This window comes from Craterilacuibacter sinensis (genome assembly GCF_009831765.1).
In the GTDB taxonomy this organism is placed as follows: domain Bacteria; phylum Pseudomonadota; class Gammaproteobacteria; order Burkholderiales; family Chromobacteriaceae; genus Craterilacuibacter; species Craterilacuibacter sinensis.
The window spans coordinates 170,133-195,999 of the sequence record NZ_WSSB01000002.1 but is presented as its reverse complement, the minus strand read 5'-3'; the positions used below and the strand labels follow the sequence as shown (position 1 = coordinate 195,999).

The 25,867-nt window shown below is 62.6% G+C and carries 20 protein-coding genes and 1 other RNA gene; 7 read left to right on the top strand and 14 right to left on the bottom strand.

The window, feature by feature from the left end; genetic code table 11:
- Window positions 1-28 precede the first annotated feature (28 nt).
- The 13 genes from GQF02_RS03485 to GQF02_RS03425 all read right to left on the bottom strand — a co-directional run bounded on the left by GQF02_RS03485 (window position 29) and on the right by GQF02_RS03425 (window position 19,643).
- Window positions 29-265, bottom strand: a complete 237-nt coding sequence (locus GQF02_RS03485; protein ID WP_124735051.1) for a helix-turn-helix domain-containing protein — start codon at window positions 263-265, stop codon at window positions 29-31.
- 18 nt (window positions 266-283) lie between these two features.
- A complete protein-coding gene (dusB, locus tag GQF02_RS03480) occupies window positions 284-1,312 on the bottom strand; it encodes a tRNA dihydrouridine synthase DusB (RefSeq protein ID WP_160794973.1) in 1,029 nt (342 codons plus the stop codon).
- Between the two features lie 167 nt (window positions 1,313-1,479).
- Window positions 1,480-1,931, bottom strand: an RNA gene (gene rnpB, locus GQF02_RS03475) — RNase P RNA component class A.
- 86 nt (window positions 1,932-2,017) lie between these two features.
- Complete coding sequence (locus GQF02_RS03470) at window positions 2,018-5,827, bottom strand: translocation/assembly module TamB domain-containing protein (protein WP_160794861.1); 3,810 nt, start codon at window positions 5,825-5,827, stop codon at window positions 2,018-2,020.
- Between the two features lie 10 nt (window positions 5,828-5,837).
- The gene (locus tag GQF02_RS03465) at window positions 5,838-7,568 is read right to left on the bottom strand and encodes an autotransporter assembly complex protein TamA (RefSeq protein ID WP_160794859.1); all 1,731 of its coding nucleotides are present in this window, start codon (window positions 7,566-7,568) and stop codon (window positions 5,838-5,840) included.
- Window positions 7,569-8,557: 989 nt separating this feature from the next.
- Entirely contained in the window at window positions 8,558-10,315 is a 1,758-nt protein-coding gene (lpdA, locus tag GQF02_RS03460; protein ID WP_160794857.1) for a dihydrolipoyl dehydrogenase, read from the bottom strand.
- A gap of 8 nt (window positions 10,316-10,323) precedes the next feature.
- Window positions 10,324-11,979 (bottom strand): dihydrolipoyllysine-residue acetyltransferase, encoded by a 1,656-nt coding sequence (gene aceF / locus GQF02_RS03455; RefSeq protein ID WP_160794855.1) that lies wholly within the window; start codon window positions 11,977-11,979, stop codon window positions 10,324-10,326.
- A gap of 139 nt (window positions 11,980-12,118) precedes the next feature.
- The gene (gene aceE, locus GQF02_RS03450; protein WP_124735046.1) at window positions 12,119-14,782 is read right to left on the bottom strand and encodes a pyruvate dehydrogenase (acetyl-transferring), homodimeric type; all 2,664 of its coding nucleotides are present in this window, start codon (window positions 14,780-14,782) and stop codon (window positions 12,119-12,121) included.
- A 276-nt stretch (window positions 14,783-15,058) separates the two neighbouring features.
- The gene (locus GQF02_RS03445; protein WP_235930042.1) at window positions 15,059-16,456 is read right to left on the bottom strand and encodes a M48 family metalloprotease; all 1,398 of its coding nucleotides are present in this window, start codon (window positions 16,454-16,456) and stop codon (window positions 15,059-15,061) included.
- Between the two features lie 236 nt (window positions 16,457-16,692).
- Window positions 16,693-18,405, bottom strand: a complete 1,713-nt coding sequence (locus GQF02_RS03440; RefSeq protein ID WP_160794851.1) for a SulP family inorganic anion transporter — start codon at window positions 18,403-18,405, stop codon at window positions 16,693-16,695.
- 4 nt (window positions 18,406-18,409) lie between these two features.
- Window positions 18,410-18,835 carry a DUF6691 family protein gene (locus GQF02_RS03435; protein ID WP_160794849.1) on the bottom strand — a complete coding sequence of 142 codons (426 nt, stop codon included), beginning with the start codon at window positions 18,833-18,835 and terminating at the stop codon, window positions 18,410-18,412.
- A 7-nt stretch (window positions 18,836-18,842) separates the two neighbouring features.
- Window positions 18,843-19,274 (bottom strand): YeeE/YedE family protein, encoded by a 432-nt coding sequence (locus GQF02_RS03430; protein WP_160794847.1) that lies wholly within the window; start codon window positions 19,272-19,274, stop codon window positions 18,843-18,845.
- Between the two features lie 48 nt (window positions 19,275-19,322).
- Window positions 19,323-19,643: an ArsR/SmtB family transcription factor gene (locus tag GQF02_RS03425; protein ID WP_220789309.1), complete on the bottom strand. Its 321-nt coding sequence runs from the start codon at window positions 19,641-19,643 to the stop codon at window positions 19,323-19,325.
- Between the two features lie 96 nt (window positions 19,644-19,739).
- Here GQF02_RS03425 and GQF02_RS03420 point away from each other — a divergent pair, with 96 nt between their 5' ends.
- From GQF02_RS03420 to GQF02_RS03390, 7 genes are all read left to right on the top strand, one after another.
- A complete protein-coding gene (locus GQF02_RS03420; protein ID WP_160794845.1) occupies window positions 19,740-20,600 on the top strand; it encodes an MBL fold metallo-hydrolase in 861 nt (286 codons plus the stop codon).
- 54 nt (window positions 20,601-20,654) lie between these two features.
- Complete coding sequence (locus GQF02_RS03415) at window positions 20,655-21,647, top strand: DUF2804 domain-containing protein (protein ID WP_160794843.1); 993 nt, start codon at window positions 20,655-20,657, stop codon at window positions 21,645-21,647.
- Between the two features lie 92 nt (window positions 21,648-21,739).
- A complete protein-coding gene (locus GQF02_RS03410; protein WP_160794841.1) occupies window positions 21,740-22,318 on the top strand; it encodes a beta-class carbonic anhydrase in 579 nt (192 codons plus the stop codon).
- Window positions 22,315-22,956 (top strand): nicotinate-nucleotide adenylyltransferase, encoded by a 642-nt coding sequence (gene nadD / locus GQF02_RS03405; protein WP_124735037.1) that lies wholly within the window; start codon window positions 22,315-22,317, stop codon window positions 22,954-22,956. The genes GQF02_RS03410 and nadD overlap by 4 nt, the downstream gene beginning before the upstream one ends.
- Window positions 22,957-23,054: 98 nt before the next feature.
- The gene (rsfS, locus tag GQF02_RS03400) at window positions 23,055-23,426 is read left to right on the top strand and encodes a ribosome silencing factor (RefSeq protein WP_124735036.1); all 372 of its coding nucleotides are present in this window, start codon (window positions 23,055-23,057) and stop codon (window positions 23,424-23,426) included.
- A gap of 93 nt (window positions 23,427-23,519) precedes the next feature.
- On the top strand, window positions 23,520-23,990 hold the full coding sequence (gene rlmH / locus GQF02_RS03395) for a 23S rRNA (pseudouridine(1915)-N(3))-methyltransferase RlmH (RefSeq protein ID WP_124735035.1): 471 nt from the start codon (window positions 23,520-23,522) through the stop codon (window positions 23,988-23,990).
- A gap of 92 nt (window positions 23,991-24,082) precedes the next feature.
- Entirely contained in the window at window positions 24,083-24,859 is a 777-nt protein-coding gene (locus GQF02_RS03390) for a lytic transglycosylase domain-containing protein (RefSeq protein ID WP_124735034.1), read from the top strand.
- Window positions 24,860-24,922: 63 nt separating this feature from the next.
- Here GQF02_RS03390 and GQF02_RS03385 read toward each other — a convergent pair whose 3' ends face one another.
- Window positions 24,923-25,798 (bottom strand): NAD(P)-dependent oxidoreductase, encoded by an 876-nt coding sequence (locus tag GQF02_RS03385; protein WP_160794839.1) that lies wholly within the window; start codon window positions 25,796-25,798, stop codon window positions 24,923-24,925.
- Window positions 25,799-25,867 lie beyond the last annotated feature (69 nt).

Sequence of the window (25,867 nt, the reverse complement as noted above, 5' to 3'; positions counted from 1 at the left end):
AGCCCTGACGGGGTTGCCGGTTTATCTGTTAAATCAGACTGTAAGCCTTCATCTTCTTGCGCAAGGTATTGCGGTTCAGCCCCAGTAACTCGGCTGCCCGCGTCTGGTTGCCCTGGGTATGCACCAGCACCACCTCGATCAGCGGCTTTTCCACGCAAGCCAATACCATGTCGTATACCGCAGTCGGCGTTTCGCCGTCCAGATCGCGGAAATACTGCTCCATCGCCAGTTTGACGGAGTGGGAAATGTGTTCGTGATTCTGCATGGTATCGGCTGTCTTTGATTATTCGGGAGCACGCACGGGGCGGCTGCTAGGTTCGTCTATATACTGCAGGCGCTCGGAAGCCTCGCACAGCCGGTCGAAATAGCCGGCCACGGCTAAGTGCTGCGCCTCGGTGCTTTCCAGCTGGTACATGGCCTGGCGGAACGCATTGCCGCCGGCCAGCGCCTTGGTATACCAGGCAATATGCTTGCGCGCGATGCGGCAACCGGAGTACTCGCCGTAAAACGCATACAGCTCGTCCAGATGGGCCAGCAATACCGCACGGATTTCCGCCACGCGCGGCGGCGGCAAGTGCTCGCCCGTATCGAGGTAATGCTGAATCTCGCGGAAGATCCACGGCCGGCCCTGTGCGGCGCGCCCTATCATGATCGCGTCGGCACCGGTGGCTTCCAGCACGAAACGCGCTTTTTCCGGGCTGTCGATATCGCCATTGGCGATCACCGGAATACTCAGCGCCTGCTTGACCGCGGCGATGGTCTCGTACTCGGCCTCGCCGTGATACAGATCTTCGCGGGTACGTCCGTGCACCGCCAGCGCGGCGATGCCGGACTGCTCGGCCAGGCGCGCGATGGCGAGCGCATTCTTGTGCTCGCGGCTCCAGCCGGTGCGTATTTTCAGCGTGACCGGCACATCGACGGCCCCCACCACCGCTTCCAGAATGCGGACAACCAGTGCCTCGTCGCGCATCAGCGCGGAGCCGGCGGCGACATTGCACACTTTCTTGGCCGGGCAGCCCATATTGATGTCGATAATCTGTGCGCCCTGATCCACATTCATGCGCGCCGCCTCGGCCATTTCGGCCGGATCGGCACCGGCGATCTGTACCGAAATCGGCTCAACCTCGCCGCTATGGTCGGCACGGCGCAAGGTCTTGGCCTTGTGCCACAGCGTCTTATTGGAGGTGATCATTTCCGACACCGCCATCCCCGCGCCCATGGACTTGCACAGCATGCGAAACGGCCTGTCAGTCACACCGGCCATGGGTGCAACAATCAGCTGGTTTTTCAGCAGGTAAGATCCGATTTGCATGCGGGTAACGGCGTTCAGGCGGCGAAGGGTCGCCATTGTAATGCTTTTTGCCGGGACGGGGGAGAGGCGATTGCCTGTTTTTTGCACTATCCGGCGGCGGAAAGTGGCAAAGACCAGGCACCTGATCTATGACAATCCCGTCTGCTAGACGGGATTAGCCGGATGGGGTGGAAAGTCGACCGATAAGCCGGGTTCTGTCGTTGAACAGTCATTCCTCTAGACCTGCCGTTACCGACAGGCTCAAGCAACCTACCCGGGTACAGCGCGGGCCACGCCAATGTACCCCTATTTGGTCTTGCTCCGGATGGGGTTTAGCCTGCCGTTGAATGTTGCCACCAACGCGGTGCGCTCTTACCGCACCTTTTCACCCTTACCTGTGCCGTGCGACAGCGTGCTGGCAAGCCAGCGCTGGTGCAGGACGTACACCCTGAAGGGCGCGTATCCTGGCCTGTCGCGTTGGTGCTGCACCTTGCGGTGAAGCCCCCAGCCATCGGCGGTTCTGCTCTCTGTTCCACTTTCCGTCGCCTCACGGCGCCCGGTCGTTAACCGGCATCCTGCCCTATGGAGCCCGGACTTTCCTCCCCGTGACTTAACACGCGGCGACTGTCTGGTCGACTTTCCGGGGCGGATTGTAACACGGATACCCGGGATCGGGGATCGGGGAACCGAATCCCGAGACCCGAATCCCCAGTCCCGAGCTCCCCATCAATCAAACCTCACCGTATAGCGGCTCTCGATGTCGACCGTGGTGCCGGCCTTGACCTGCGCCGACCAGCCCTTGCTGAGCTGGTACACCACTTTGACCGCCTGGGTGGCGCTGGTAATGCCGTACTCGTAGCCCAGATACAGCGACTGTGACAACTGTCGCCCCAGTGTCACCACCTGCTCGGCCGGATTGACCGTGCCGTTGGCCAACGTTTTTTCGCTACGCGAAGTCAGTCCGATATCGTCGAACAGCCCCAGCTTGTCATTGATGGCACCGGCCAGGAAACCGCCGGCCGAAGCCGCCAGCGCGCTATCGTCCTGACCGCCGCTGCTAGCCGAACGCCCCAAAATCAGCCACGCCAGTTTTTCCTTCTCCGACATCGGCTCATCCGCCACCAGTTGCACCTTGGGGTAGAGCACCGAACCGCTGACTTCGACCCCGGCCCCGACCGGCGACATCCGGCGCAGTGCGCGTATCGCCAATCCAGGGTTATCAACGGCGCCGCTAAAGGAAATTACGCCCTTGCTGATATCCAGATCCTGGCCATAAGCCTTGAAGCGCCCATCCACCGTATTGACCTGGCCATAAACGGCCAGCGCCTCACCCGGCTTGGCTTGCAACTGCAGATTCCCTTCCAGACGGGTGGCCAGACCGGCACCGCTAAAGCGGAAGTTATCGCCCAGATCCAGCTTGAGATTCATGGCAAACGGCAAGCTGGCTGCACCTGCTTCCGGCTGCACCCGCCCGATGACCACCACATCCTGCCCCAGTGCCGGCGCACCGAATTTGGGCATTTCCAGCCGCGCACGGTCAATCTTGATTGCTCCATCCAGTACGACCGCCTTGTCATCCAGATTCAGATTGACCAGGCCCGACAGCACCACCCTTTGACCGGGGCGGGAAATGGCGCGGAATTTATCCATTTTGAACACCATTTGCGCGGCGGGCTTGCCATCCACCAGCGCCAGTTTCCCCGTAGCACTCAGGCTGTCGTTATTGTCGAAAGTCAGCCGCTCCAGCCACAACTCACGCCCGGCAAAGCGCGCAGTCAGCGTGCCGTCTTTCAGGGCGATGCCGTTGAGGCGGTCGCTAAAGGCGAGCGCACTGGCGCTGATCGGACCGGAGAGCTGCGGTGCACCCAGCGTGCCGCTGATCGCCAGATCGGCCGTCGCCCGCCCGCCCATGGTCTGCCCCAGCGCAAGCCAGCCCTGAAAGGCCGACAAGGCAGGCACATCGCCCTGCACGCTGGCGCTCAACGGAGAAGCCGCCGAATAACGCCCGCCCAGCGTCTGGATGCGACCCTGGCCATTCAGGCCGGCCAGTGCGCTGGATAGCTGCATGCGCCAGATCAAGCCTGTGCCATCAAGCTGTGCCTGCAGGCGCGCATTGCTGAGCCCCAGCGCCTGATGGCCGGACTTGGTCGGCAACAGCACATCGCCCGCTTCGCGCTGCAGATTCACCTGCCCTTGCGGCACGCCGCCGGCCATACGCAGCGCCCAATCACCGCCCAGCACCAGGTTTTCCTGCAGCGGCAGGCTCAGCCAGGGCGACAGCGCAGCCAGTTGCACACCGCGCACACTGCCAGCCGTTTCGATGCCGCCGGCGCGTGACCAGGCCGTTTTTTGCAGCGTCCAGTCGGTGTCCAGCGCCCGCCAGCGCCCGGCACCCAGACTCACCGCATCGGCCGCCACACTCAGGCTTATCGGCTGCAGCAATTGCAGCGCAGGCTCGCCACTCACGGTCAGCCGCGCCAGCGTGCCCTGCCAGACACTGGCATCGGACAGGCCGCCATTGAGTTCGGTCGACAAGACAAAGGGCTTGCCCTGCAGTTGCAGCTTGCCATCCAGGCTCACACGATGGCGGCTACGCACCCCCTGGCCTGCCAGCATCAGTTGCTCGACGTCCAGTGTGCCGGCGCGCAGACCGGCGAGTCTGGCATCCAGCTTGAAAGGGCTGGCGCCGCTGGCCGCCAATTCGCCCTCGGCATTCAGGCTGGCGATGCTCAAGTCCCCAGGCAGACGCAGGGCGTTTGCATCCAGCCTGGCGCTGAACAAGGGCTGCGCCGGGGTGCCGGCCAGCAAAATGCGCGCATTGGCACGCCCGGCAAAAGCGGGGCCCAGCAGTGCCAGATTGTCGGCCTGCAACAAAAGCTGCAGCTTGTCGCCCGGCTTGCCGTAAGCGCCGCTGGCCTGCAGCCGGTTGCCGCCCAATAGCAAAGAAGCATTCAGCCGGCTTAAGCGGTCGGCCTGCCAGTGCGCCTCGGCGCGACCGCTCAGTGGCGCACCCGAGAGCTGGCTTGCGGTCAGCATCAGGCTGACATCCCCTTGCGGCGCACCGGCGAGCCTGGCATCCACGTTCAGATTGGCATTGATGCTGCCCTGCGGCAGATCCTTGCCCAGCGCGCCCGGATTAAAGGCCTTGAGCGTTCCGTTCAAGCTCAGGCGCTGCGCGGCATCCAGACCCAGCCGGCCACTGACATCCATCACCCCGTTGCCGGTACTCGCACGCAGACGGCGGATATCCAGCGCTTCGGCCTTGCCGCGCAACCAGGCAAGCTCGCCATTCAGGCGCAGCTTGTCGGCGCTTAAGTCCAGCGTCAGCAAGGGGCGCATTTTTTCACCGCCAAGCGCGACCTTGCCCGACACGGTTTGCGCCGGGGCGGCCGCCGAAATGGCACGCAGCGACAAGCGCTCCAGCGCCAGCTGGAGATCGAAATCTTTCGGGGTAAAGACGCCAGCGATGCCGACCCGGCCATCGGCCACATTGGCAAAGGCATCCGACAGCGTCAGCGCGTCCCGATTGACACGGAAAGTCGCCACCGCCAGCGACAGGGGCAGGCGCTGCGCCGACACCGGGCCCGGTGCGGCATTAATCAGCGACAAACCGCCGGACAACGCGTCGTCGCCGGCAGGCTGCGCTTCCACCGCCATCGACAACTGCGCCTGCGGCGCACCGGGAAACAGCATGGCCGGATTGATATTACCCAGCCGTATCGACAGGGTTTTGATCTTGCGATAAATCACCGGAGCAAACGGTACAAACTGCCCGTCCACCTCGGCCACCACCCCGGTAGCCTCGCCCTTGAGCGCAAGTGTGGGCGCCAGCAAGGAGCCACCCAGGTTGGCATAGGCCTGCACCTTGCGCCCATCCAGTTCGCCCTCCAGCTCCACCCGCCCGCCCAGTGCAAAAGGCGTGTCGGCCGCCAAGGCCAGCGAACCGGCCGCACTGCCCCAGGGCGAATGCAGCGATTCCAGCGCCAGCGCATGCTGCCCACCCTGATAAAGGTAGGAGCCGGCCAGGCTCTGGAACACCAGTGCCTGCGGCTGCAGGCTCAGGCTTTGCAAGGACACATGGCGGGCCTCGATATCCAGCGGCAAGGCAAGCGATGCAGGCGCGCTTAAGGGCTCGCCCGAGGCGGGGCTACGGTCATCCAGCAGCACACTGCCCAGCTCGAGCCGGTTAATGATCAGCTTGCGCTGCCACAGCGCGCCCGGCTGCCAATCCAAGGCGATACGAGACAGCTCGATACGCTTAAGCGGCGTCTGCCAGAGCACGCCTTGCAACTGGAAGCCGCGCCACAATGTGCCCTCGACCCTGGCAACAGATAGCGCACCCTGACTTGCCTGAGCCGCCAGCTGCCACAGCCGGGCAAAGCCGGCTTCGCTGCCGGTTAACCAGCCCACGGCACCGAAAAGGGCAAACAGGACGACCAGCAAGGCAAGCAGGATGCGCCGGCCCCAGCGCCGGCGCGGGGCGGAAGGTTCGGGCGCAGGGACATCCTGCGGTGGCGGCTCGGTATTCGGCATCATCGGTATTCGTTCAGAAAGGCAGGCCCAGACTCATGGTCCAGCGCCATTTGCGGTCGGTATCGCCACGCGCCAGATCAAAGGCGATCGGTGCCACCGGGCTTAGCCAGCGCACACCGAAGCCGACGCTGCGGGCCAGCTCAAAACCCTTCCAGCTGTCGGCGGCATTACCCATATCGTGGAACAGACCCAGACGCCAGTGCGGCGCAACGGTAAACAGATACTCCAGCGAGCCGGTCGCCATCACCCGCCCGCCCAAGACCGAATCATTGGGGCCGGCAATGCCCAGGCTCTCGTATTCGAAACCGCGTACGCTATTGACGCCGCCGGCACGGAACAGCAGGGATGAGGGCACTTTGTCGGTTTGCTGCGCCCACACTTCCCCCACATCGGCGCGCACAAGCCAGGTGCCGGGCATAAAGCCCGGTGACCAGTACACGGCGCCGCGCGCGCGACCGCGCACAAAGGCCGTTTCCGACAAGGCACGCCCCAGCGTGGACGACAGGCGTCCGTCCAGCAAATAGCCGTTGCGCGGGTCCATGGCATCGTCCAGCTTGCGCTGGGTCCAGCCTACTGTCGCGAACACCGCCTGATTATTGCGGTCTTCGACCCCGCCTATCGTTTCGCGGTCGAGCACATATTCGACACCGATACGCGCCTCGATATCGCCGCGCTGCCTGAGCCGCCAGACACCGCCCTCGACCGTGTCACGCTCGACATTCTGTACCTCGCTTTTTTTAAAGGCGACATTGCCCGAATGCGAGTAGCCGTCACGCGTGCGCGGCAAGGCCAGACCGAAATTCAACGAATTTTCATTCCGCTTCCAGTCCAGCAGCACCGAACCGGTGTAACCGCGACGGAAAATATTGTAATGCTCGTACCCCAAGCGGGTACCAAAGCCCTCATCGCTATCCCAGGTCAGACCGATTTCACCCTTTTGCCGTGGCACTTCGACCACTTGCACCAAGATTGGCAGCAGGCCATCCTTGATCTCGCCAGTCAGCGGAATCACCAGCGCCGAGGAAAAATGCGCATCCTCCTCCAGCGCACTTTGAAATGCGGTCAGCTTCTCCAGGCTATACACCGCGCCGGGCATGAAATCGGCCTGTCCCCTGACCACGCTCTCGGGATAACGCTGCAAGCCCTCGATACGAATCTTGCCGAACTCCACCCGCGGCCCGCTATCCACACTCAGGCTCAGGCTCACCTCGTCGGTTTGCGGATTAACCTCGGCGCGGGAAGCTACGAGCTTGGCCAGCGGATAGGCGCGTAGCGACAGCAAACGCACCGCCAGCTTCTTGCCCGCATCCCAGCCATCCTGAGTGAACACGGCCCCCAGCGGCAAAGGCCAGTCTGCCTTAAGCTCGGCCTCGACTCCTGCCAGCTCGGTCGAACCTTGCGCCGCGCCGGTGAAGTCGATATTGAGGCTATGGATGCGCGCAGGAGCGCCAGGGGTCACACTCACATCGACCACATCGGCAGCAGGCCGGGACACGCTGACCCCGGCATTAAAGTAACCCATGGTTTCGAGCAGCCGTTTGGCCGCCGCCGGTGTTTCACCCAGCAAGGCAGCCAGCGTCGCCTCGTCCATATCGGGATCGGACGCGAGGGTCACCAGCTCCAGATTGTTGGCCAGCAAGGTTTTAAGTTCGTCAGGCGCAGCGATGTCGACCTTATAGGTCAGGTTTGCCCAAGCAGGCGCGCACAGGCAGGAAAAGAAAAGCGGAATCAGGATGCGGCGCATAGGCCTATGGTATAGGACACGGGAGGGAGAGGGAACAGGGAACCGGGAGCCGGGAGCCGGGAGCCGGGAGCCGGGAGCCGGGAGCCGGGAGCCGGGAGCCGGGAGCCGGGAGCCGGGAGCCGGGAGCCGGGAGCCGGGAGCCGGGAGCCGGGAGCCGGGAGCCGGGAGCCGGGAGCCGGGAGCCGGGAGCCGGGAGCCGGGAGCCGGGAGCCGGGAGCCGGGAGCCGGGAGCCGGGAGCCGGGAGCCGGGAGCCGGGAGCCGGGAGCCGGGAGCCGGGAGCCGGGAGCCGGGAGCCGGGAGCCGGGAGCCGGGAGCCGGGAGCCGGGAGCCGGGAGCCGGGAGCCGGGAGCCGGGAGCCGGGAGCCGGGAGCCGGGAGCCGGGAGCCGGGAGCCGGGAGCCGGGAGCCGGGAGCCGGGAGCCGGGAGCCGGGAGCCGGGAGCCGGGAGCCGGGAGCCGGGAGCCGGGAGCCGGGAGCCGGGAGCCGGGAGCCGGGAGCCGGGAGCCGGGAGCCGGGAGCCGGGAGCCGGGAGCCGGGAGCCGGGAGCCGGGAGCCGGGAGCCGGGAGCCGGGAGCCGGGAGCCGGGAGCCGGGAGCCGGGAGCCGGGAGCCGGGAGCCGGGAGCCGGGAGCCGGGAGCCGGGAGCCGGGAGCCGGGAGCCGGGAGCCGGGAGCCGGGAGCCGGGAGCCGGGAGCCGGGAGCCGGGAGCCGGGAGCCGGGAGCCGGGAGCCGGGAGCCGGGAGCCGGGAGCCGGGAGCCGGGAGCCGGGAGCCGGGAGCCGGGAGCCGGGAGCCGGGAGCCGGGAGCCGGGAGCCGGGAGCCGGGAGCCGGGAGCCGGGAGCCGGGAGCCGGGAGCCGGGAGCCGGGAGCCGGGAGCCGGGAGCCGGGAGCCGGGAGCCGGGAGCCGGGAGCCGATTTCAGCGTGGTAAAAAAACTGCAGCCACGTCAAGTGCCCCCTGATCCCTGATCCCGAGTCCCTGATCCCCGGATTTAGCGCTTCTTCACCGGCGGCAAATCGGTGCAATGGCCTTCGAATGCTTCGGCGGCCATACCGATGGACTCACCCAGGGTCGGGTGCGGATGGATGGTCTTGCCGATATCGGCCGGATCACACCCCATCTCGATAGCCAGCGCCACCTCGCCTATCATGTCGCCGGCGTTAGGGCCGACAATCGCGCCACCCACGACCTGATGGGTCGCTTCGTCGAAGATCAGCTTGGTGAAGCCGTAATCGCAGCCGTTGGCAATGGCGCGACCGGAGGCCGACCACGGGAACTTGCCGACACCGACCTTGATTCCCTTGGCCTTGGCCTCCAGCTCGGTCAGGCCGACCCAGGCCACTTCCGGCTCGGTATAGGCCACCGACGGAATCACCCTTGCGTCGAAATAGGTCTTTTGGCCATTCGCCACTTCGGCGGCCACATGGCCTTCATGCACGCCCTTGTGCGCCAGCATAGGCTGGCCGACGATGTCGCCGATGGCGAAGATATGCGGCACATTGGTGTGCTGCTGCTTGTCGACTTCGATAAAGCCGCGCTCGCTCACCTGAATGCCGGCGTTTTCCGCACCGATTTTCTTGCCGTTCGGGCTGCGGCCTACCGCCACCAGCACCAGATCGTATTTCTGCTCGTCGGCCGGTGCCTGTTCGCCCTCGAACTTCACCATCACCCCATCCGGACGGCAGGTCACGCCGACGGTACGGGTCTTGAGCATGATCTTGTCGAAGCGGTGCGCATTGCGTTTTTCCCACACCTTGACCAGATCCTTGTCGGCGCCGGCCATCAGGCCGTCGGCCATTTCGACCACGTCGATGCGCGCGCCCAGCGACGAGTACACCGTCGCCATCTCCAGGCCGATAATGCCGCCACCGATCACCAGCATGCGACCCGGCACCTGACGCAACTCCAGCGCGCCGGTCGAGTCGACGATGCGCGGATCTTCCGGCAGGAACGGCAGCTTCACCGCCTGGCTGCCGGCGGCGATGATCGCCTGCTTGAACTTGATCACGCTCTTGCCGCCGGTCGGGGTCTTGCCTTCGCCTGCGGTCAGCTCGACTTCCATATGATGGGGGTCGATAAAGCGGCCATTACCACGCACCAGCTGTACATTGCGCATCTTGGCCATCACCGCCAGACCGCCGGTGAGCTTGCCGACCACTTTTTCCTTGTGCTTGCGTAGTGCCGACAAATCGACCTGCGGCGCGCCAAAGGCCACACCGGTGTCGGAGAAGTGGCTGGCTTCCTCGATCACGGCGGCCACATGCAGCAGCGCCTTCGATGGAATGCAACCCACGTTCAGGCATACCCCGCCCAGCGTCGCATAACGCTCGACGATCACCACTTTCATACCCAGATCCGCGGCGCGGAAGGCTGCGGAATACCCGCCCGGCCCGCCGCCCAGCACCAGCATATCGCATTCGATATCGGCGCTACCGCCATGACTGGCCGCCTGTGGCGCCGCAGCAGCCGGCGCACTGGCAGGTGCCGCAGCCACAGGCTCGCTTGCGTCGGCCGCTTCGATCAGCGCGATCACATCGCCCTCGGACACCTTGCTGCCGACCTTGATCAGCACTTCCTTGACCACACCGACTGTTGCGGCCGGCACATCCATGGTCGCCTTGTCGGTTTCCAGGGTGATCAGGCTGTCATCGACGGCAATGCGGTCGCCTTCCTTGATAAAGACTTCGATGACGTCAACGCCACCATGCCCGCCGATATCGGGGACTTTCAGTTCTGTCATTTGGCTCATGGTCTTCCTTACAGCATCAAGCGGCGGATATCGGCCAGCACCTGCGCCATATACGCGGTAAAGCGTGCGGCGGAGGCCCCATCGATCACACGGTGGTCGTAGGACAGGCTCAAAGGCAGCATCAGGCGCGGAGCAAATTCCTTGCCATTCCACTTAGGCTTGATCTCGGACTTGGACACGCCAAGGATGGCGACTTCAGGCGCATTGATGATAGGCGTGAACGCGGTACCGCCGATGCCGCCCAAGGACGAGATGCTGAAGCAGCCGCCTTGCATGTCGGTCGGCAGCAACTTGCCGTCGCGTGCCTTCTTGGCCAAGGCGCCGCTTTCCTGGGCGATCTCGAGCAGGCTCTTCTTGTCGGCATCCTTGATCACCGGCACCACCAGGCCGTTAGGCGTGTCGGCGGCAAAACCGATATGGAAGTACTGCTTGAGTACCAGATTGTCGCCGTCGAGGCTGGCATTGAATTCCGGATATTTCTTCAGCGCCGCCACCGCCGCCTTGATCAGGAAGGCCAGCGGCGTCAGCTTGACGCCTTCGGCCTTCAGCTCGTCGCCCATGCCCTTGCGGAAGGCTTCCATCTCGGTGATGTCAGCTTCGTCGAACTGGGTCACATGCGGAATCATCACCCAGTTACGCGCCAGATTGGCACCGGACAGCTTCTTGATGCGAGAAAGCGGTTTCAGCTCGACCGCGCCAAACTTGGCAAAATCGACCTTGGGCCATGGCAGCAGATCCAGACCGCCACCCAGGCTCGCCGGTGCAGCGGCAGGTGCCAGCGCCGCCGGATTGCTCAGCACACCCTTGACGAAGGCCTTGACGTCTTCGTCGGTGATGCGGCCCTTGCGGCCCGAACCCTTGACGCGGCCCAGATCCACACCCAGTTCGCGCGCCAGCTTGCGTACCGACGGACCGGCATGCGCTTTGGAGAACGCGACTTCGTTAATGGCAGCCGGTGCGGCGGCCACAACTGGGGCAGCTGGCGCAGCGGCTGCAACCGGTGCTGGTGCTGGTACTGGTACTGGTGCCGGTGCAGCAGCGACAGCAGGAGCCGCAACAGGAGCGGCCACGGCAGCTTGCGCCGATTCAACCAGCAAAATCAGATGTCCCTGCGACACTTTGTCGCCGACCTTGATTTTGACCTCCAGCACACGGCCAGCCACGGTCGATGGCACTTCCATGGTGGCCTTGTCGGTTTCCAGCGTAATCAGGCTGTCGTCCACCTTGATCTCGTCGCCGGCCTTGACCGCCACTTCGATCACGTCAACGTCGCTGGCGCCACCGATATCCGGCACACACACTTCAACCGGACCACTCACGGCAGCAGCGGCAGGCGCGGCAACTGGCGCGGCTGCCAGCGGTGCAGCAACGGGGGCGGAGGCAACTGGCGCCTCGGCCTTGGCAGCTGGCGCAGCGACGCTGCCGGAGACTTCGATCAGCGCGATCACATCGCCTTCGGAGATCTTGCCACCATTGATGGCTCGTACTTCTTTCACCACGCCGGCGACTTCGGCCGGTACTTCCATGGTGGCTTTATCAGTTTCCAGCGTGATCAGCGAATCATCTACCGCGATGGTGTCACCCACCTTGATGAAGACTTCAATCACATCCACATTTGCGTGTCCGCCGATATCGGGGACTTTCAGTTCGATTATTTGGCTCATTATTATTCCTAGTCCGGGCTGCGCCCCTGTTCGGGATACGGGAACCGGAACCCGGGACTTGCCTGCCTGCCATCGGCCACCATCAGCACCCTAACGCCGGCAGTACGAGTCCCGAATCCCGGGTTCCACCTGCCTTGGCTTAAACCTTCCAGCTCGGCAAACGGTCGACATTGATGCCGTAGCGTGCAATCGCTTCGCTGACGCGGGCGGCTTCGATCTTGCCTTCGCGTGCCAGTGCCGACAGTGCGGCCACCACCACGTGGTAGCGGTCGACCTCGAAGAAGTCGCGCAGGCGGGCGCGGCTGTCCGAGCGGCCGAAGCCGTCGGTGCCCAGCACCACATAGCGCCCCGGTACGAATTCGCGGATCTGCTCGGCGTAAGCGCGGATATAGTCGGTAGCGGCGATAAACGGGCCTTGCTTGCCGGACAGTTGTGCCTCGACATAACTTGCCTGCACCGCATCTTCCGGATGCAGCAGGGCGTGACGGGCAGCGGCACGGCCATCACGGGCCAGCTCGTTGAACGAGGTCACGCTCCAGATATCGCTGGCTACGCCAAAGTCGCTGCGCAGCAGGTCGGCGGCCGCCATCACTTCACGCAAGATGGTGCCCGAACCCAGCAGCTGCACCTTGATGTCGGACTCGCCGCCATCAGACAACTGGTACATGCCTTTGAGGATGCCGGCTTCGGCACCTGCAGGCATGGCCGGATGGGCGTAGTTCTCGTTCATCAGGGTGATGTAATAGAACACGTCTTCCTGCTCGGCATACATGCGCTGCAAACCGTCCTGCAGAATGACAGCCAGTTCGTAGGCAAAGGTCGGGTCATAGGAGATGCAGTTCGGGATCAGGCCGGCCTGGATATGGCTGTGACCGTCTTCATGCTGCAGGCCTTCGCCGTTCAGCGTAGTGCGCCCGGCGGTGCCGCCCAGCATGAAGCCGCGCGCACGCATGTCCCCCGCAGCCCAGGCCAGATCGCCAATACGCTGGAAACCGAACATCGAGTAGTAGATGTAGAACGGAATCATCGGGATGCCGTGGTTGGCGTAGCTGGTTGCTGCCGCAATCCACGAGGACATCGCGCCCGGCTCGTTGATGCCTTCCTGCAGCATCTGGCCGTCTTTGGATTCCTTGTAGAACATCAGCTGGTCGGCATCCTGCGGCACATAGTTCTGGCCCTGGGTCGACCAGATGCCGTACTGGCGGAACATGCCTTCCATACCGAAGGTACGCGATTCGTCCGGCACGATAGGTACGATCTGCTTGCCGATAGACTTGTCTTTCAGCAGATTGCCTATCATGCGCACGAAGGCCATGGTGGTGGAGAACTCGCGTTCGCCCGAATCCTTGAGCATGGCATCGAACACATGCAGACCCGGCACCGCCATCGGCGCCTTCACCGGCAGACGGGCAGGCAGGCTGCCACCAAAGGCTGCGCGGCGTTCGCGCATGTAGACCATTTCCGGGCTGTCTTCGGCCGGCTTGTAGTAAGGCACGCTTTCCAGATCGGCATCCGACACCGGAATGCCGAAGCGGTCGCGGAATTTACGCAGGCTGTCCAGTGCCATTTTCTTGGCGCCGTGAGCGATGTTCTGGCCTTCGCCGGATGCGCCCATGCCGTAACCCTTGATGGTCTTGGCCAGAATCACGGTCGGCAGGCCCTGTGCATTGGCCGTGGCTTCGTGGTACGCGGCATACACCTTGTGCGGGTCGTGGCCGCCACGGTTCAGGTTCCAGATCTCGTCGTCCGACATATTGGCAACCATTTCCAGCAGCTCGGGATACTTGCCGAAGAAATGTTCGCGCACATAGGCGCCGTCTTTCGACTTGAAGGTCTGGTAGTCGCCATCCACGCACTCTTCCATGCGCTTTTTCAACAGGCCCTTGCTGTCCATGGCCAAGAGCGGATCCCAGCGGCTACCCCAGATCAGCTTGATCACATTCCAGCCGGCACCACGGAAATCGCCTTCCAGTTCCTGAATGATCTTGCCGTTACCGCGCACCGGACCATCCAGACGCTGCAAGTTGCAGTTGATCACGAACACCAGGTTGTCCAGGCCTTCGCGTGCGGCCAGTGCGATGGCACCCAGGCTTTCCGGCTCGTCCATCTCGCCGTCGCCGCAGAAACACCATACTTTGCGCCCCGGCGTGCGGGCCAGACCACGGCTTTCCAGATACTTGAGGAAGCGCGCCTGATAAATCGCCATTAACGGGCCCAAGCCCATGGATACGGTCGGGAATTGCCAGAAGTCCGGCATCAGCCATGGATGCGGATAGGACGACAAGCCGTTGCCATCAACTTCCTGACGGAAGTTGTCCAGCTGCGCCTCGGTCAGACGGCCCTCGAGGAAGGCACGCGAGTACACGCCCGGCGCAATATGGCCCTGGAAGTAGATCAGATCGCCTTCCTGCTCGTCGTTGGGCGCACGCCAGAAGTGGTTGAAGCCGACATCGTACAAGGTGGCCGACGACTGGTAGCTGGCGATATGGCCGCCCAGTTCCAGATCTTTCTTGCCGGCACGCAGCACCATGGCCATCGCGTTCCAGCGGCAGATGGAGCGGATACGGTGCTCCAGCTCGTGGTTGCCCGGCGACTTCTTCTCGCGCCCGGCAGGGATGGTATTCAGGTAAGCGGTGGTAGCATCAAATGGCAGATGCGCGCCACTACGGCGGGTCTGTTCAACCAGATTTTCCAGCAGAAACTGGGCGCGTTCGGCACCTTCATTTTCCAGTACCGAAGCCAGAGCCTCGGTCCATTCGCGGGTTTCCAGCGGGTCGATATCATCCGGGAAGCGTGTAGCCATTTTGTCTCCTTACTTTTGGTCGCAGCCTGCGCTTGTGGCGCAAATCCTGTTTATTCGAAGCGATGGGGTCAAGCATGCTTAGTCGTCCAGACCCCAAACAGTGAGCGTATTCGCGCTTTTATGTGTTTGTATTCGAACAATTCTAGCAATGGGGGTGAGTGTAATGGCTACAGGGTCAACTATGGAATAGGCAAAACGGGCGAAAGCTTCAACATCCGCATAAAAAACAACATGCGGCAATGCAGCATCTTGTTTTAAAGCGTGAATTCTACATTTTCACTTGGCCGCCCGCGCCTTAAGCGCCTTTTCCACCTCGCGCATACGCGCTTCAACGCTGGAACGCAGATAGAAGTTATCACCCTTGGCCGCACTGGCCAGCCGGTATTGCACCAGCGCAGATTCAAACATTTGTTCGAAATAGAACGCATGCCCCAGCTCGGCGTGATAGCTGAGCGCATCATTTTCGCCATAAAGGCGCGCCGCCAGACGATGCAACTCGGCATCGGCCGGATGGCGCGCCAGCAAGGCCTGCACTTGGCGCAGAGCCACGCCTTGCTGGCCGCTGGCGATCAGCGCCTGCACCTCGCCCAGCAGCAGTGCGCGACTGGCGGGGAATGCCGTCAAGCCCTGACGATAGTGCGCCAGCGCCTGCTGCGTCTGACCTGCACTCAGGGCAATCTCGGCCTGCAGCGTGTACAGCATCGGGTCGGCCGGCAATAAGCGCACCGCGTCACTGGCCGCTTGCTGTGCGGCTGCAAAGTTGCGCTGCGCCAGATAGGCGCGCGCCAGACCATAGTGCTGCGCGCCTTCGCTCAGAAAGCGCCGGTCAGCCAGCGCGCGCTGGTAATAAGGCACGGCATCTGCCGGGCTGAGCGTATTCAGGCGCAATTTCTCGCGCACCAGCAGAAAATCGGTGCTGTCAGGTTTCATGCGTACCGGCTGGCTTTGGGCTCGATCCTGCCCTTCGCTGATGCGTTCGCTGGTGACCGGGTGAGTACGCAGAAAAGAAAGTGCCTTGTTGTCGTTGTAACGGTTGCCCTGCTGCAGGCGCTCGAAAAAAGCCGGCATGGTGCGGGCATCGAAGCCGGCATCCGTCAGGTAATGCATGCCGATGCGGTCGGCCTCGCGTTCAAAATCGCGGCTATAGGCCAGCTGGGTTTGTGCTGCCATGCCCATGCCAGCATTCAGCGCACCGAAGGTCGCATCCGAATTGCCCGAACGTGAAGCCAGCACACCGGCCAGCACCGCCGCCAGTATCCATAGCTGGCTATGGGTCGAGGTTTCGCGCATACGCGCCAGATGGCGCTGGGTCACATGCGCAACCTCGTGCGACAGCACCGATGCCAGCTCGCCCTCGCTTTGCGCCGCCAGCAACAGGCCGGTATGCACACCGATCACGCCGCCAGGCATGGCAAAGGCGTTGATGGAGTTATCGTCTACGGCAAAAAAGGTAAAGTCGTTGCCGGTCGCGGCCGCCGAGGTAATGCGCTTGCCCAGACGGGCGAGATAGGCATTCACCTCGGCATCCTGCACCACATCCCCCGCATCGCGAATCTGGCTCAGAATCTCGCGCCCTATCCGCGCCTCGTCCGCCTGCGACAAGGCCTCCTCCCCCACATTGCCAAGATCAGGTAGCGGCGCCGCCAGCGCCGGCGTAAAAGCGATGGCAAACATGAGAGTTGAGCACAGCAGAGTCTTTTTCATCATCCGGCTATGATAGCTGCGCAAAGGGGAAAGTTGCACGCGGGAATCGGGAATCGGGAATCGGGAATCGGGAATCGGGAATCGGGAATCGGGAATCGGGAATCGGGTTTCAGTGTTACGAACCTGCCAAACCACATCAACTGCGCGAATCCCGAGTTCCGGCTCCCCGATCCCGGCAATAGGGATCCGGCCACGTGCCCTATTCCCTAAATCTGGTAATCCCGCTGCGGCGAAAGCGACTGCCAGGCTTGGCTGGCACTGAGAAAAATCCGTCCGGCAAAGCGCGGGTTCAAGGCGGCCTTATCCATCACCATGGAAACCGGGCGCTTGATATCGCTTAGCCACAAGAGTACGCCGCGCGCAGCCAGCGTGTCATCCAGCCGCTCCAGCATCAGCAAGGCGGACAAGTCGATACGGTTGACACCGCTCATCACCAGCACCACGCGCTGAATGCCGGGCGTAGTCATGGCCAGCAGTGCAGCCTCGACATGGCGCGCATTACCGAAATACAGGCTCTCGTCCACGCGCAAAAACGCCGTGCCCGGCAAGGTTTCCACGCTGAAATGGCGCACATTGCGAAAATGCTCGCTGCCTGACAAGCGCCCGAGTTCGGCAATATGCGGCTGGCCGCTCTTGGCGATCCAGCTGCCCAGCGAAATCAGCAGGCCGATCATGATGCCGCTATCCACCCCCAAGAGCAGCACGGCAGCAAAGGTGGCGATAAAAGCCAGTGCATCAGCCCGATTGCAGGCCCAGGCACGGCGCAATAGCGAAAAATCGATCATGGCCAGCACCGAGGCCACGATGGTGGCGGACAGCACGGCCAGTGGCAGGAAAAACAAGGCCTGGGTGGCAAACAGCACAATCAGCGTCATCAGCAACGCGCTGATCAGCGACGACAACTGGGTCTGGGCACCGGCATCGGCATTGACGACCGAGCGCGTCAGCCCGCCGGTTACCGGAAAGCCGCCGGACAGCGCGGCACCGATATTGCAGGCACCCAAGGCGATCAACTCGCGGTCGGGCTCTATGCTTTCGCGCCGGGGCAACGCCAGAATCTGCGCCACCGACAGGCTTTGCACCATATTGACCAGCGCGATAAAAAAGGCAGGCAAGACCAGATCCGGCAGACGCGACCACGGCAGCCAGGCCAGACCCAAAGGCGGCAGGCCGGCCGGCACCTCGCCCACCAGACGCAAACCGCTGGCGGCGCCCCAATTGGCGGCGGCCAACATTCCAGCCAGCAAGGCCAGCACCGGTGCGGCACGTACCACCAGCTGGGCCGCGCCCGGTGCCAGCCCCACGCTTCGCAGCACGGCCGCAAGCGAGCGCCGCGACCACATGAGCCACAGCAAGGCGCTACCGCCCAGCAACAAGGCCCCCGGGTGAAAAGACAGGCGCTGCGCCCATAAATTGGCCAGCAAGGCAGGCAAGGTCGCGCCGCCGCCCTTGCTGCCCAGCAAAGGCCCCAGTTGCGACAGCACAATCATCAAGGCCGAAGCCGAGATAAAACCGGCCAGCACCGGCTGCGACAGAAAATCGGCAACCAGACCCAGACGCAGCAAGCCCAGCGAGAGCAACATCAGGCCGGACAATAGCGCCAGCCAGACGGCGAGCACCGCATACTCGGCGCCGCCTTGCGGCACCAGCTTGCTTAAGGTTGCCGCCACCAGCAAGGAGGTGACAGCCATTGGCCCCACCGACTGGGCATGGGAACGACCGAGCAGCGCATAAATCAGCAAGGGAGCCAGACTGGCGTACAGCCCGGTTTGTGGCGGCAAGCCGGCCACCATGGCATAAGCCAGCGCCTGCGGCACCAGCAATAGCGTCACCACCACACCGGCACTGATGTCGCCGGACAGCCAGTTGCGCTGGTAGTGGCAGAGCCAGGGAGGCAAAAACCGGGCAAGGAAGCTCATTGCATCAAGGCAGCAAAGGATCGAGTACGCGGTAGAGCAACATGCCGGCCAGCATCGCACCGACAAACAGCAGCCCCTGCGGAATCAGCGCGCCGGCCAGCACCAGACCCGGCCCCGGGCAGATGCCGGCCAGCCCCCAGCCCACACCGAACAACACACTGCCCAGCACCAGACGCAAAGTCATTTCACGGCTGGTCGGCAACTGCATCTTGTCACCCAGCAGCGAGTGGCTGCGTCCCCCGGCCACACGAAACGCGAAAAAGCCCACACCGATGGCACCTGCCATCACCAGGGCAAGGCTAGGATCCCAGGCGCCGGCCAGATCGAGAAAACCCAGCACCTTGGCCGGGTTGGACATGCCGGACACGATCAGGCCGGTACCGAACAGCAGACCGATGGCAAAAGCAGCAAACAGTTTGACGGGTTTCATGATGTTTTCAGCCCAAGAGATGACGGACGACATAGACGGTGATAAAGCCGGCCGCCATAAAGCTGATCGTGGCCACCAGCGAACGCGGTGACAGGCGCGACAGCCCGCATACGCCGTGGCCGCTGGTGCAGCCCGAGGCAAAACGGGTACCGATGCCGACCAGCAGTCCGGCCAGCAGCAAGGTTGGCGTCGATGCTTCGATGACCGGCACCGGCAGCGCGCCGGCAAACAGCGCATAGGTCATGGGAGCCGCCAGCAGCCCCAGCACGAAGGCCAGACGCAAAGGCCAGTCGGCGGCGCGCTCCAGCACGCCACCCAACATGCCGCTAATACCGGCAATCCGCCCCAGCAACAGGACAAAAGCACTGGCCGCCAGCCCTATCAACACGCCGCCGCCCAGCGAAGCTGCCGGCGTGAATACATCCCAGGCGATACTCATGATGATTTCCCCTTGTTAACGGCAAGCATGAATTCTTATTGCTTTATTTCATGCGCCTGCATCTGCGACCATCTCTTGCGGGCAGAAAATGTCATGCAGCGACGACAGGATCGCCATGGCCTCCTGGCTGGCCACACTGTAATAAATCCACTTGCCTTCGCGCCGCGTCGATACCAGGCCCTCATTGCGCAACACGCCCAGTTGCTGTGACAAGGTCGGCTGGCGGATGCCGGTCAAGCGCTCCAGTTCGGAAACCGACTTCTCGCCATCGACCAGCTGGCACAGCAGCAGCAGCCTGTCTTCATTAGCCAGGCTCTTCAGCAAGCCGGCAGCGCGGGACGCATTTTCCCGCAGCAAATTCATATCCATGATCTTACCTCTGACACAGAGTCTTTATTATATTTACAAATATATTGTTTTTCAATATAGTTTAACCATCACCAGCAGAAATGGGAGCGCCGCCAGATGAAAACCCCTGTACAAGCCTTCTTCGATCCTGCGACCTGGACCATCAGCTATGTGGTTTACGATCAGGCAGGCGGACACGCAGCCATCATCGACCCGGTGCTCGACTACGATCCCAAATCGGGCCGCACCCGCACCACCTCGGCCCAGCAGCTGGTCGACTTTATCCGGGAACAAAAACTGACCGTAGACTGGATACTGGAAACCCATGCCCATGCCGACCATCTGTCCGCCGCCGCCTGGCTCAAACAACAATTAGGCGGCAAGACCGCCATCGGCGACCAGATAGGCAAGGTACAGGCCAGCTTCAGCCGGATCTTCAATCTGGAGCCCGGCTTTGCCTGTGACGGAAGCCAGTTCGACCATCTGTTTGCCGCCGGCGAGGCGTTTAGCATCGGCACCTTAACGGCGCGGGCGCTGTATGTGCCGGGCCATACCCCGGCCGATATGGCCTATCACATCGGGGATGCCGTCTTTGTCGGCGACACGCTGTTCATGCCGGACGTGGGCAGCGCCCGCTGCGACTTTCCCGGTGGCGACGCGGCAGCACTCTATCACTCGGCGCAGCACTTATTAAGCCTACCGGACGACACCCGCCTCTTTATGTGTCACGACTACCCGCCCGAGGGGCGCGCGGCACAATGGGAAAGTACGGTGGGCGAGCAGCGGGCACGCAATATCCACCTGAATGAACGGGTCGGCGAACATGAATTCATCGCCATGCGCCAACAACGCGATGCCGGCCTTGCCATGCCGGTGCTGATCCTGCCCTCGGTTCAGATCAATATCCGCGCCGGTGAAATGCCGCCCAAAGATACAAATGGGGTCGCCTATCTGAAAATCCCGCTTAATCTGCTGTAAACTCGGGCACATCTTCGACTACCGGGCGGCGGATCAAGCCCGCGCCCCAGATAGATGGACCCCTCACCGCTTTTGCCCGCGCCGTCCCGTCTGGTTCACGAGCGCGGGATTCCCGCCTTTGGCATGTATCAGGGCACGGTTGGCACGCTCAGCTGGCAGCCTTTGACGCTTGCGCCCTGGCATCGCCTCACCCGCAAGCTGCACCATAAACGCTGGCAGTATGCCGCTTTTGCCCACGACAACTACTTTATCGGCGTCGCTGTGGTCGACCTGGGCTGGTGCAGCACCGCTTTTGCCTATCTGTTCGACCGCCAGAAGCGCGAGGTCACGGCCAGCTTCTCGGCCGATGGCCTGCCAGGCCTGTCGGCCAAAATAGAAGACCGCGCCTTCGGCCACGCCCGTTTTTGCGCCGGTGGCGGCAAGCTGACCTTCACCCGCGAGGCTGGGCGCATGCTGCTCGAGGTACGCACCCCGGCACTGCGCATCGCCGCCCATATCACGCTAGCCCCCGAAGTGCCGACCCTGTGCGCTATTGCGCCGGCCAACCATCTGGCGCATTCGACCCACAAGACCGGCGGACTGTCCGTCAGCGGCTATGCCGACACCAACGGCAGCCGTTATTCGCTGGATGGTGCCATCGCCAGCCTGGACGCCTCCAACGGTCTGCTCGCTCGCCATACCGCGTGGCGCTGGGCCAGTGCACACAATCACGAACTGGGCTTCAATCTGCAGGACGGCTATATGGGCGATGCCGAGAACGCCATCTGGCTGCACGGCAAACTGCTGCGCGTCGGCAAGGTGCGCTTTGATTACAGCCCAGCCAACCCGATGGCGCCGTGGCATATCCATAGCGACGATGGTCTGGTCGACCTGCGTTTCACTCCGGAAGGCATGCGCAGCGAAAACAAGAATCTGCTGATTGCCGCCAGCCGCTATGTGCAGCCCATCGGCACCTTCAGCGGGGTGTTGCTGGATCCGGCAAGCGGTGCGCGCCACATCGTCAGCACGCTGACCGGCGTCACCGAAGACCACGCCTCGCGCTGGTAAGGCCGCATGCAGCGGCTACCTGACCGGCATGCTTGGTGGTAGGATGCGCCGCAAATAGAGCCTCTATTCCACTGAGGCCGGGAGAGAAACGAATGCGCGTGTTGCACGCCCTGCTCGAACACAACCACGAGTTCGTCACTAGCCGCGAATACGAAAAATTTCGCACCGACAAGTTCCCCGACAAGAATCTGGCGGTGCTGGCCTGCATGGATGCCCGTCTGGTCGAGCTGCTGCCCAAGGCCATGGGGCTGAAAAACGGCGATGCCAAACTAATCAAGAACGCCGGCGCCCTGGTCACCCACCCATGGGGTTCGGTGATGCGCAGCCTGCTGATCGCCGTTTACCAGCTGCGGGCGGAAGAAATCTGTGTCGTCGCCCACCACGATTGCGGCATGAATGCCATCGACCCCAAGCAGGTGCTGGACAATGCCGTCGAACGCGGCGTCAGCCCGGACACGCTCACCACCTTGCGCGCCGCCGGCATCAACCTGGATGGCTGGCTCAAGGGCTTCGACAATGTCGAAGACAGCGTGCGCCATACGGTCGACACCGTACGCCACCATCCGCTGATGCCGCGCGATATTCCGGTGCACGGACTGGTCATTAGCCCGGCCACCGGCGCGCTGACCGTCATCGTGGACGGCTACGCCGACACGCCAGATATTCTATGAGGCGTATCGGCCTGTATGGCGGCACCTTCGACCCCTTCCACTGCGCCCATCTGCGTCTGGCCTGCGCGCTGCGCGACGAATTAAAGCTGGACGAGGTGAGGCTGGTGCCGGCCGGCCTGCCCTATCACCGCGACCATGGCCCCCATGCCAGCGCCAGCCAAAGGCTGGACATGGTGCGTCTGGCAATTGCCGGCGAGCCTGGACTTATCGCTGACGACAGGGAAATACGCCGCGGCAAAAATGCCTATACCGTCGAGACGCTGGAGGAGTTGCGCAGCGAACTCACGCCACAGGATGAGCTGTGGTGTCTGATAGGCGGCGACTCGCTGGCCAGACTTGCCAGCTGGCATCGCTGGCAGGCCATTTTTACCCTGGCCAACCTCGCCGTCGCCCTGCGCCCGGGCTTCGATCCCGCCCATCTGGCACCCGCCATCAGCGCGCAATGGCAAGCGCGCCAAGTGTCTGATTTTTCAAAACGAACACCTTCCGGTACAATCCGCGCCCTGACGTTGGCTCCGGTCGATGTTTCGGCGACGGACATCCGCGCCCGGCTTGCTGCCGGCGCCGATGTGTCCGGCCTCGTTCCCGCTGCCGTACTGGACTATATCCGGGCGCAGCAGCTCTACCGGAACACCTAGCGTGACATACAGGCCGCAACCTGCGGCTCGCGCTCTTTTCGCGGCACCTCTGACCCGTCCGTACGCGTCCATGTGCCCATCATTGGAATCAAGGAAATATGGACAATATTCAAGAAATCGTAAAACTGGCCGTGACCGCTCTGGAAGACGTCAAGGGCAAGAACATCGTCACTCTGGACACCAGCGAGCTGACCTCGCTGTTCCAGCATCTGATCGTCTGCACCGGCGACTCCAATCGCCAGGTCAAGGCATTGGCCAATAGCGTAGCCGTTACGCTGAAAGAAGCCGGCGTAGATCTGGTCGGCACCGAAGGCCATGAAAGCGGCGAATGGGTCCTGGTAGATGCCGGCGACGTAGTCATCCATGTGATGCTGCCTGCCGTGCGCGACTACTATGATCTGGAAGCCTTGTGGGGCGGCCAGAAGCCATCGTTCACCCCGGTCGGCGGCAAGCCCTGGTCGGCAGCCTAAACCGCGTGACCCGGGGCTCGGGATCAGGGATTTTCCGGCATCGGCCGTCGACTCCCATCCGGGTCCCGGGTGCCGAGTCCCGGATTTCCCACCATGAAAATTACCCTGCTCGCCGTCGGCACCAAGATGCCACGCTGGGTCGATGAAGCCTTTGGCGACTACGCCAAGCGCTTCGGCCGCGACATCAGCTTCGAACTCAAGGAAATCAAGCCGGAAAAACGCGGCGGCGGCGTCACGACTGAAAAAGGCATTGCAGCCGAACACGAGCGCCTGATCGCCGCGATTGCCCCGCGCACCAAGCTGGTGGTGCTGGACGAACGCGGCAAAAACTGGACTTCGGTACAGCTGGCCGGTGCCATGAAAGACTGGATGGCCGGTGGCGACGACATCACCATCATCATCGGCGGCGCCGATGGATTATCGGCCGAGCTGAAACAGAAAGCCGATGTCCTGCTGCAGCTGTCGGCCATGACCCTGCCGCATGGCATGGTGCGTGTGATGCTGGCCGAACAGCTCTATCGCGCCTACTCCATCCTCAACAACCACCCCTATCATCGCGAATAGATAATATTATTACGGTGCAAGAACGATAATATCCAAGTAGACATTGCGCATATTTGCTATGCTAATCAAGGTCTTATCACGAGATGTTATCAATGAACCGATTTATCCTCTGCTCCTTGATAGCTGCGTCGTTTACGCTAGCCTCCGCCGCGCATGCGGATCTGTATGGCTATGTAGATAGCGCAGGACAAGTTCACCTCGCCCCAAAAAAGCTGGATGAACGTTACCAACTTTTCCAGAAGAGTCCGCCAGCCGAGCTGGCTGTACGAAAATACGATGCACTGGCCGATGCAACCCGCCCCGGCCTTGGCACGACCCTTAGCCGCGATATCGCTAAGGCAGCACGCACGCCGCTTACCGGCCTACCCTCCGCCGAGCCGCGCCTGATCAAGGCCAGCGTCAGCGCACCCTATAACAAGATGATCAACAAGGTCGCGCGCGAGATGAAGCTCGATGCCCAGTTGCTGCATTCCATTGTCAGCGTGGAATCGGGCTATGACGCGCTGGCCGTGTCGCCCAAAGGCGCAATCGGCCTGATGCAGGTCATCCCGGAAACCGGCGAACGCTTCGGCGTGGCCGACCTGACCAATCCGGACGCCAATGTCCGTGCCGGTGCCCGCTACCTGAAGTTTTTACTGGGCCTGTTCAACCACGACATGCCGCTGGTCATCGCCGCCTACAATGCCGGTGAAGGTGCAGTGCAAAAATACAAGAACACCATCCCGCCCTACCCCGAAACACGCAACTACGTCTCGCGCGTGCTGGCCACCTATGAAGCGCGCAGCGGCAAGCCTGCACTACAAACAGCAGTCAGCCATATCGACTACAACCGCGGCAAGCGGGTACGAGCGGTACTGGAGCCGCTGTAAGCCCTGATCAGCCGGTCTGGGAGCCTGTTCACAATCTTGCGAGACGTGAACAGGCTCAGCACATCAAGATGCAGCCCGCAGCACCTTGATCAAAGCAGCAACCTCCTGAGCCCCAAGACCGGCATCGACACCCTGCCTGAATATTGACGATGCAAACTCGGGAAACCCCCGGTGAATATCGACCTGCTGTGCATGGCGCTCCAGACGGGTAATGGCCGCCGTCCAGGTTTTCAGCGATGCCTGCGGCTCGCCGTAGTTTTCCGCCTGAATCACGGCACCCAGATGCCGGATATCCCCGCCAAGCAGCGGTGATATGTCCGACAGCATGCTGCAAAATTCATCCACCCGCAGCCCTTCCGCCTCGCAGATACGCGCACCATGCAAAGCCCCCAGCAGGGCGCCGGCAAAATAGGCGGCCACGGCACAATCCTGCGCCGATGCAGCCCCGATCCGCTCGCCCAGATAGCTCAGGCTGGGCGCCAGTATTTTCAGCAGCGGTGCTGCCTGCTCGAAGGCGGCAGCAGCGCCGGAGGCAATAATACTGGCTTCATGGCTGCCCATCTGCGGCGGGAAGGCCAGAATCGCGCCATCGACATAGCCGGCACCACGTGCATGCGCCCACTGTTCACTCTCGCGCGCTTCTTGCGGGCCTCCGGTCGAGAGCTGAACCAGCAGCTTGCCGCTGAGAGCGGCTGCAACTTCATCGCTGCCCAGAATGCTGTTGGCCACCGTGTAATTGTCGACACAGACAAGGCAGACAGGGCTGTCGGCGATGGCGGATGCTGCGTTGTCCGCTACCCGCGCCCCGGCCACTGCCAAACCCTCGGCCTTGATCCGGCTACGATTCCACACCGTCACCCGCTTGCCGGCCTGCAGCAAGGCACGCGCCAGTGCCGACCCCATGGCGCCCAGGCCAATGACCGTGACTTCACTATGCATAAACAACTTCTCCTCCTAAACCAGACTATCCGCATCACCAATAAAAACAGGTGCCAGAAATGGCACCTG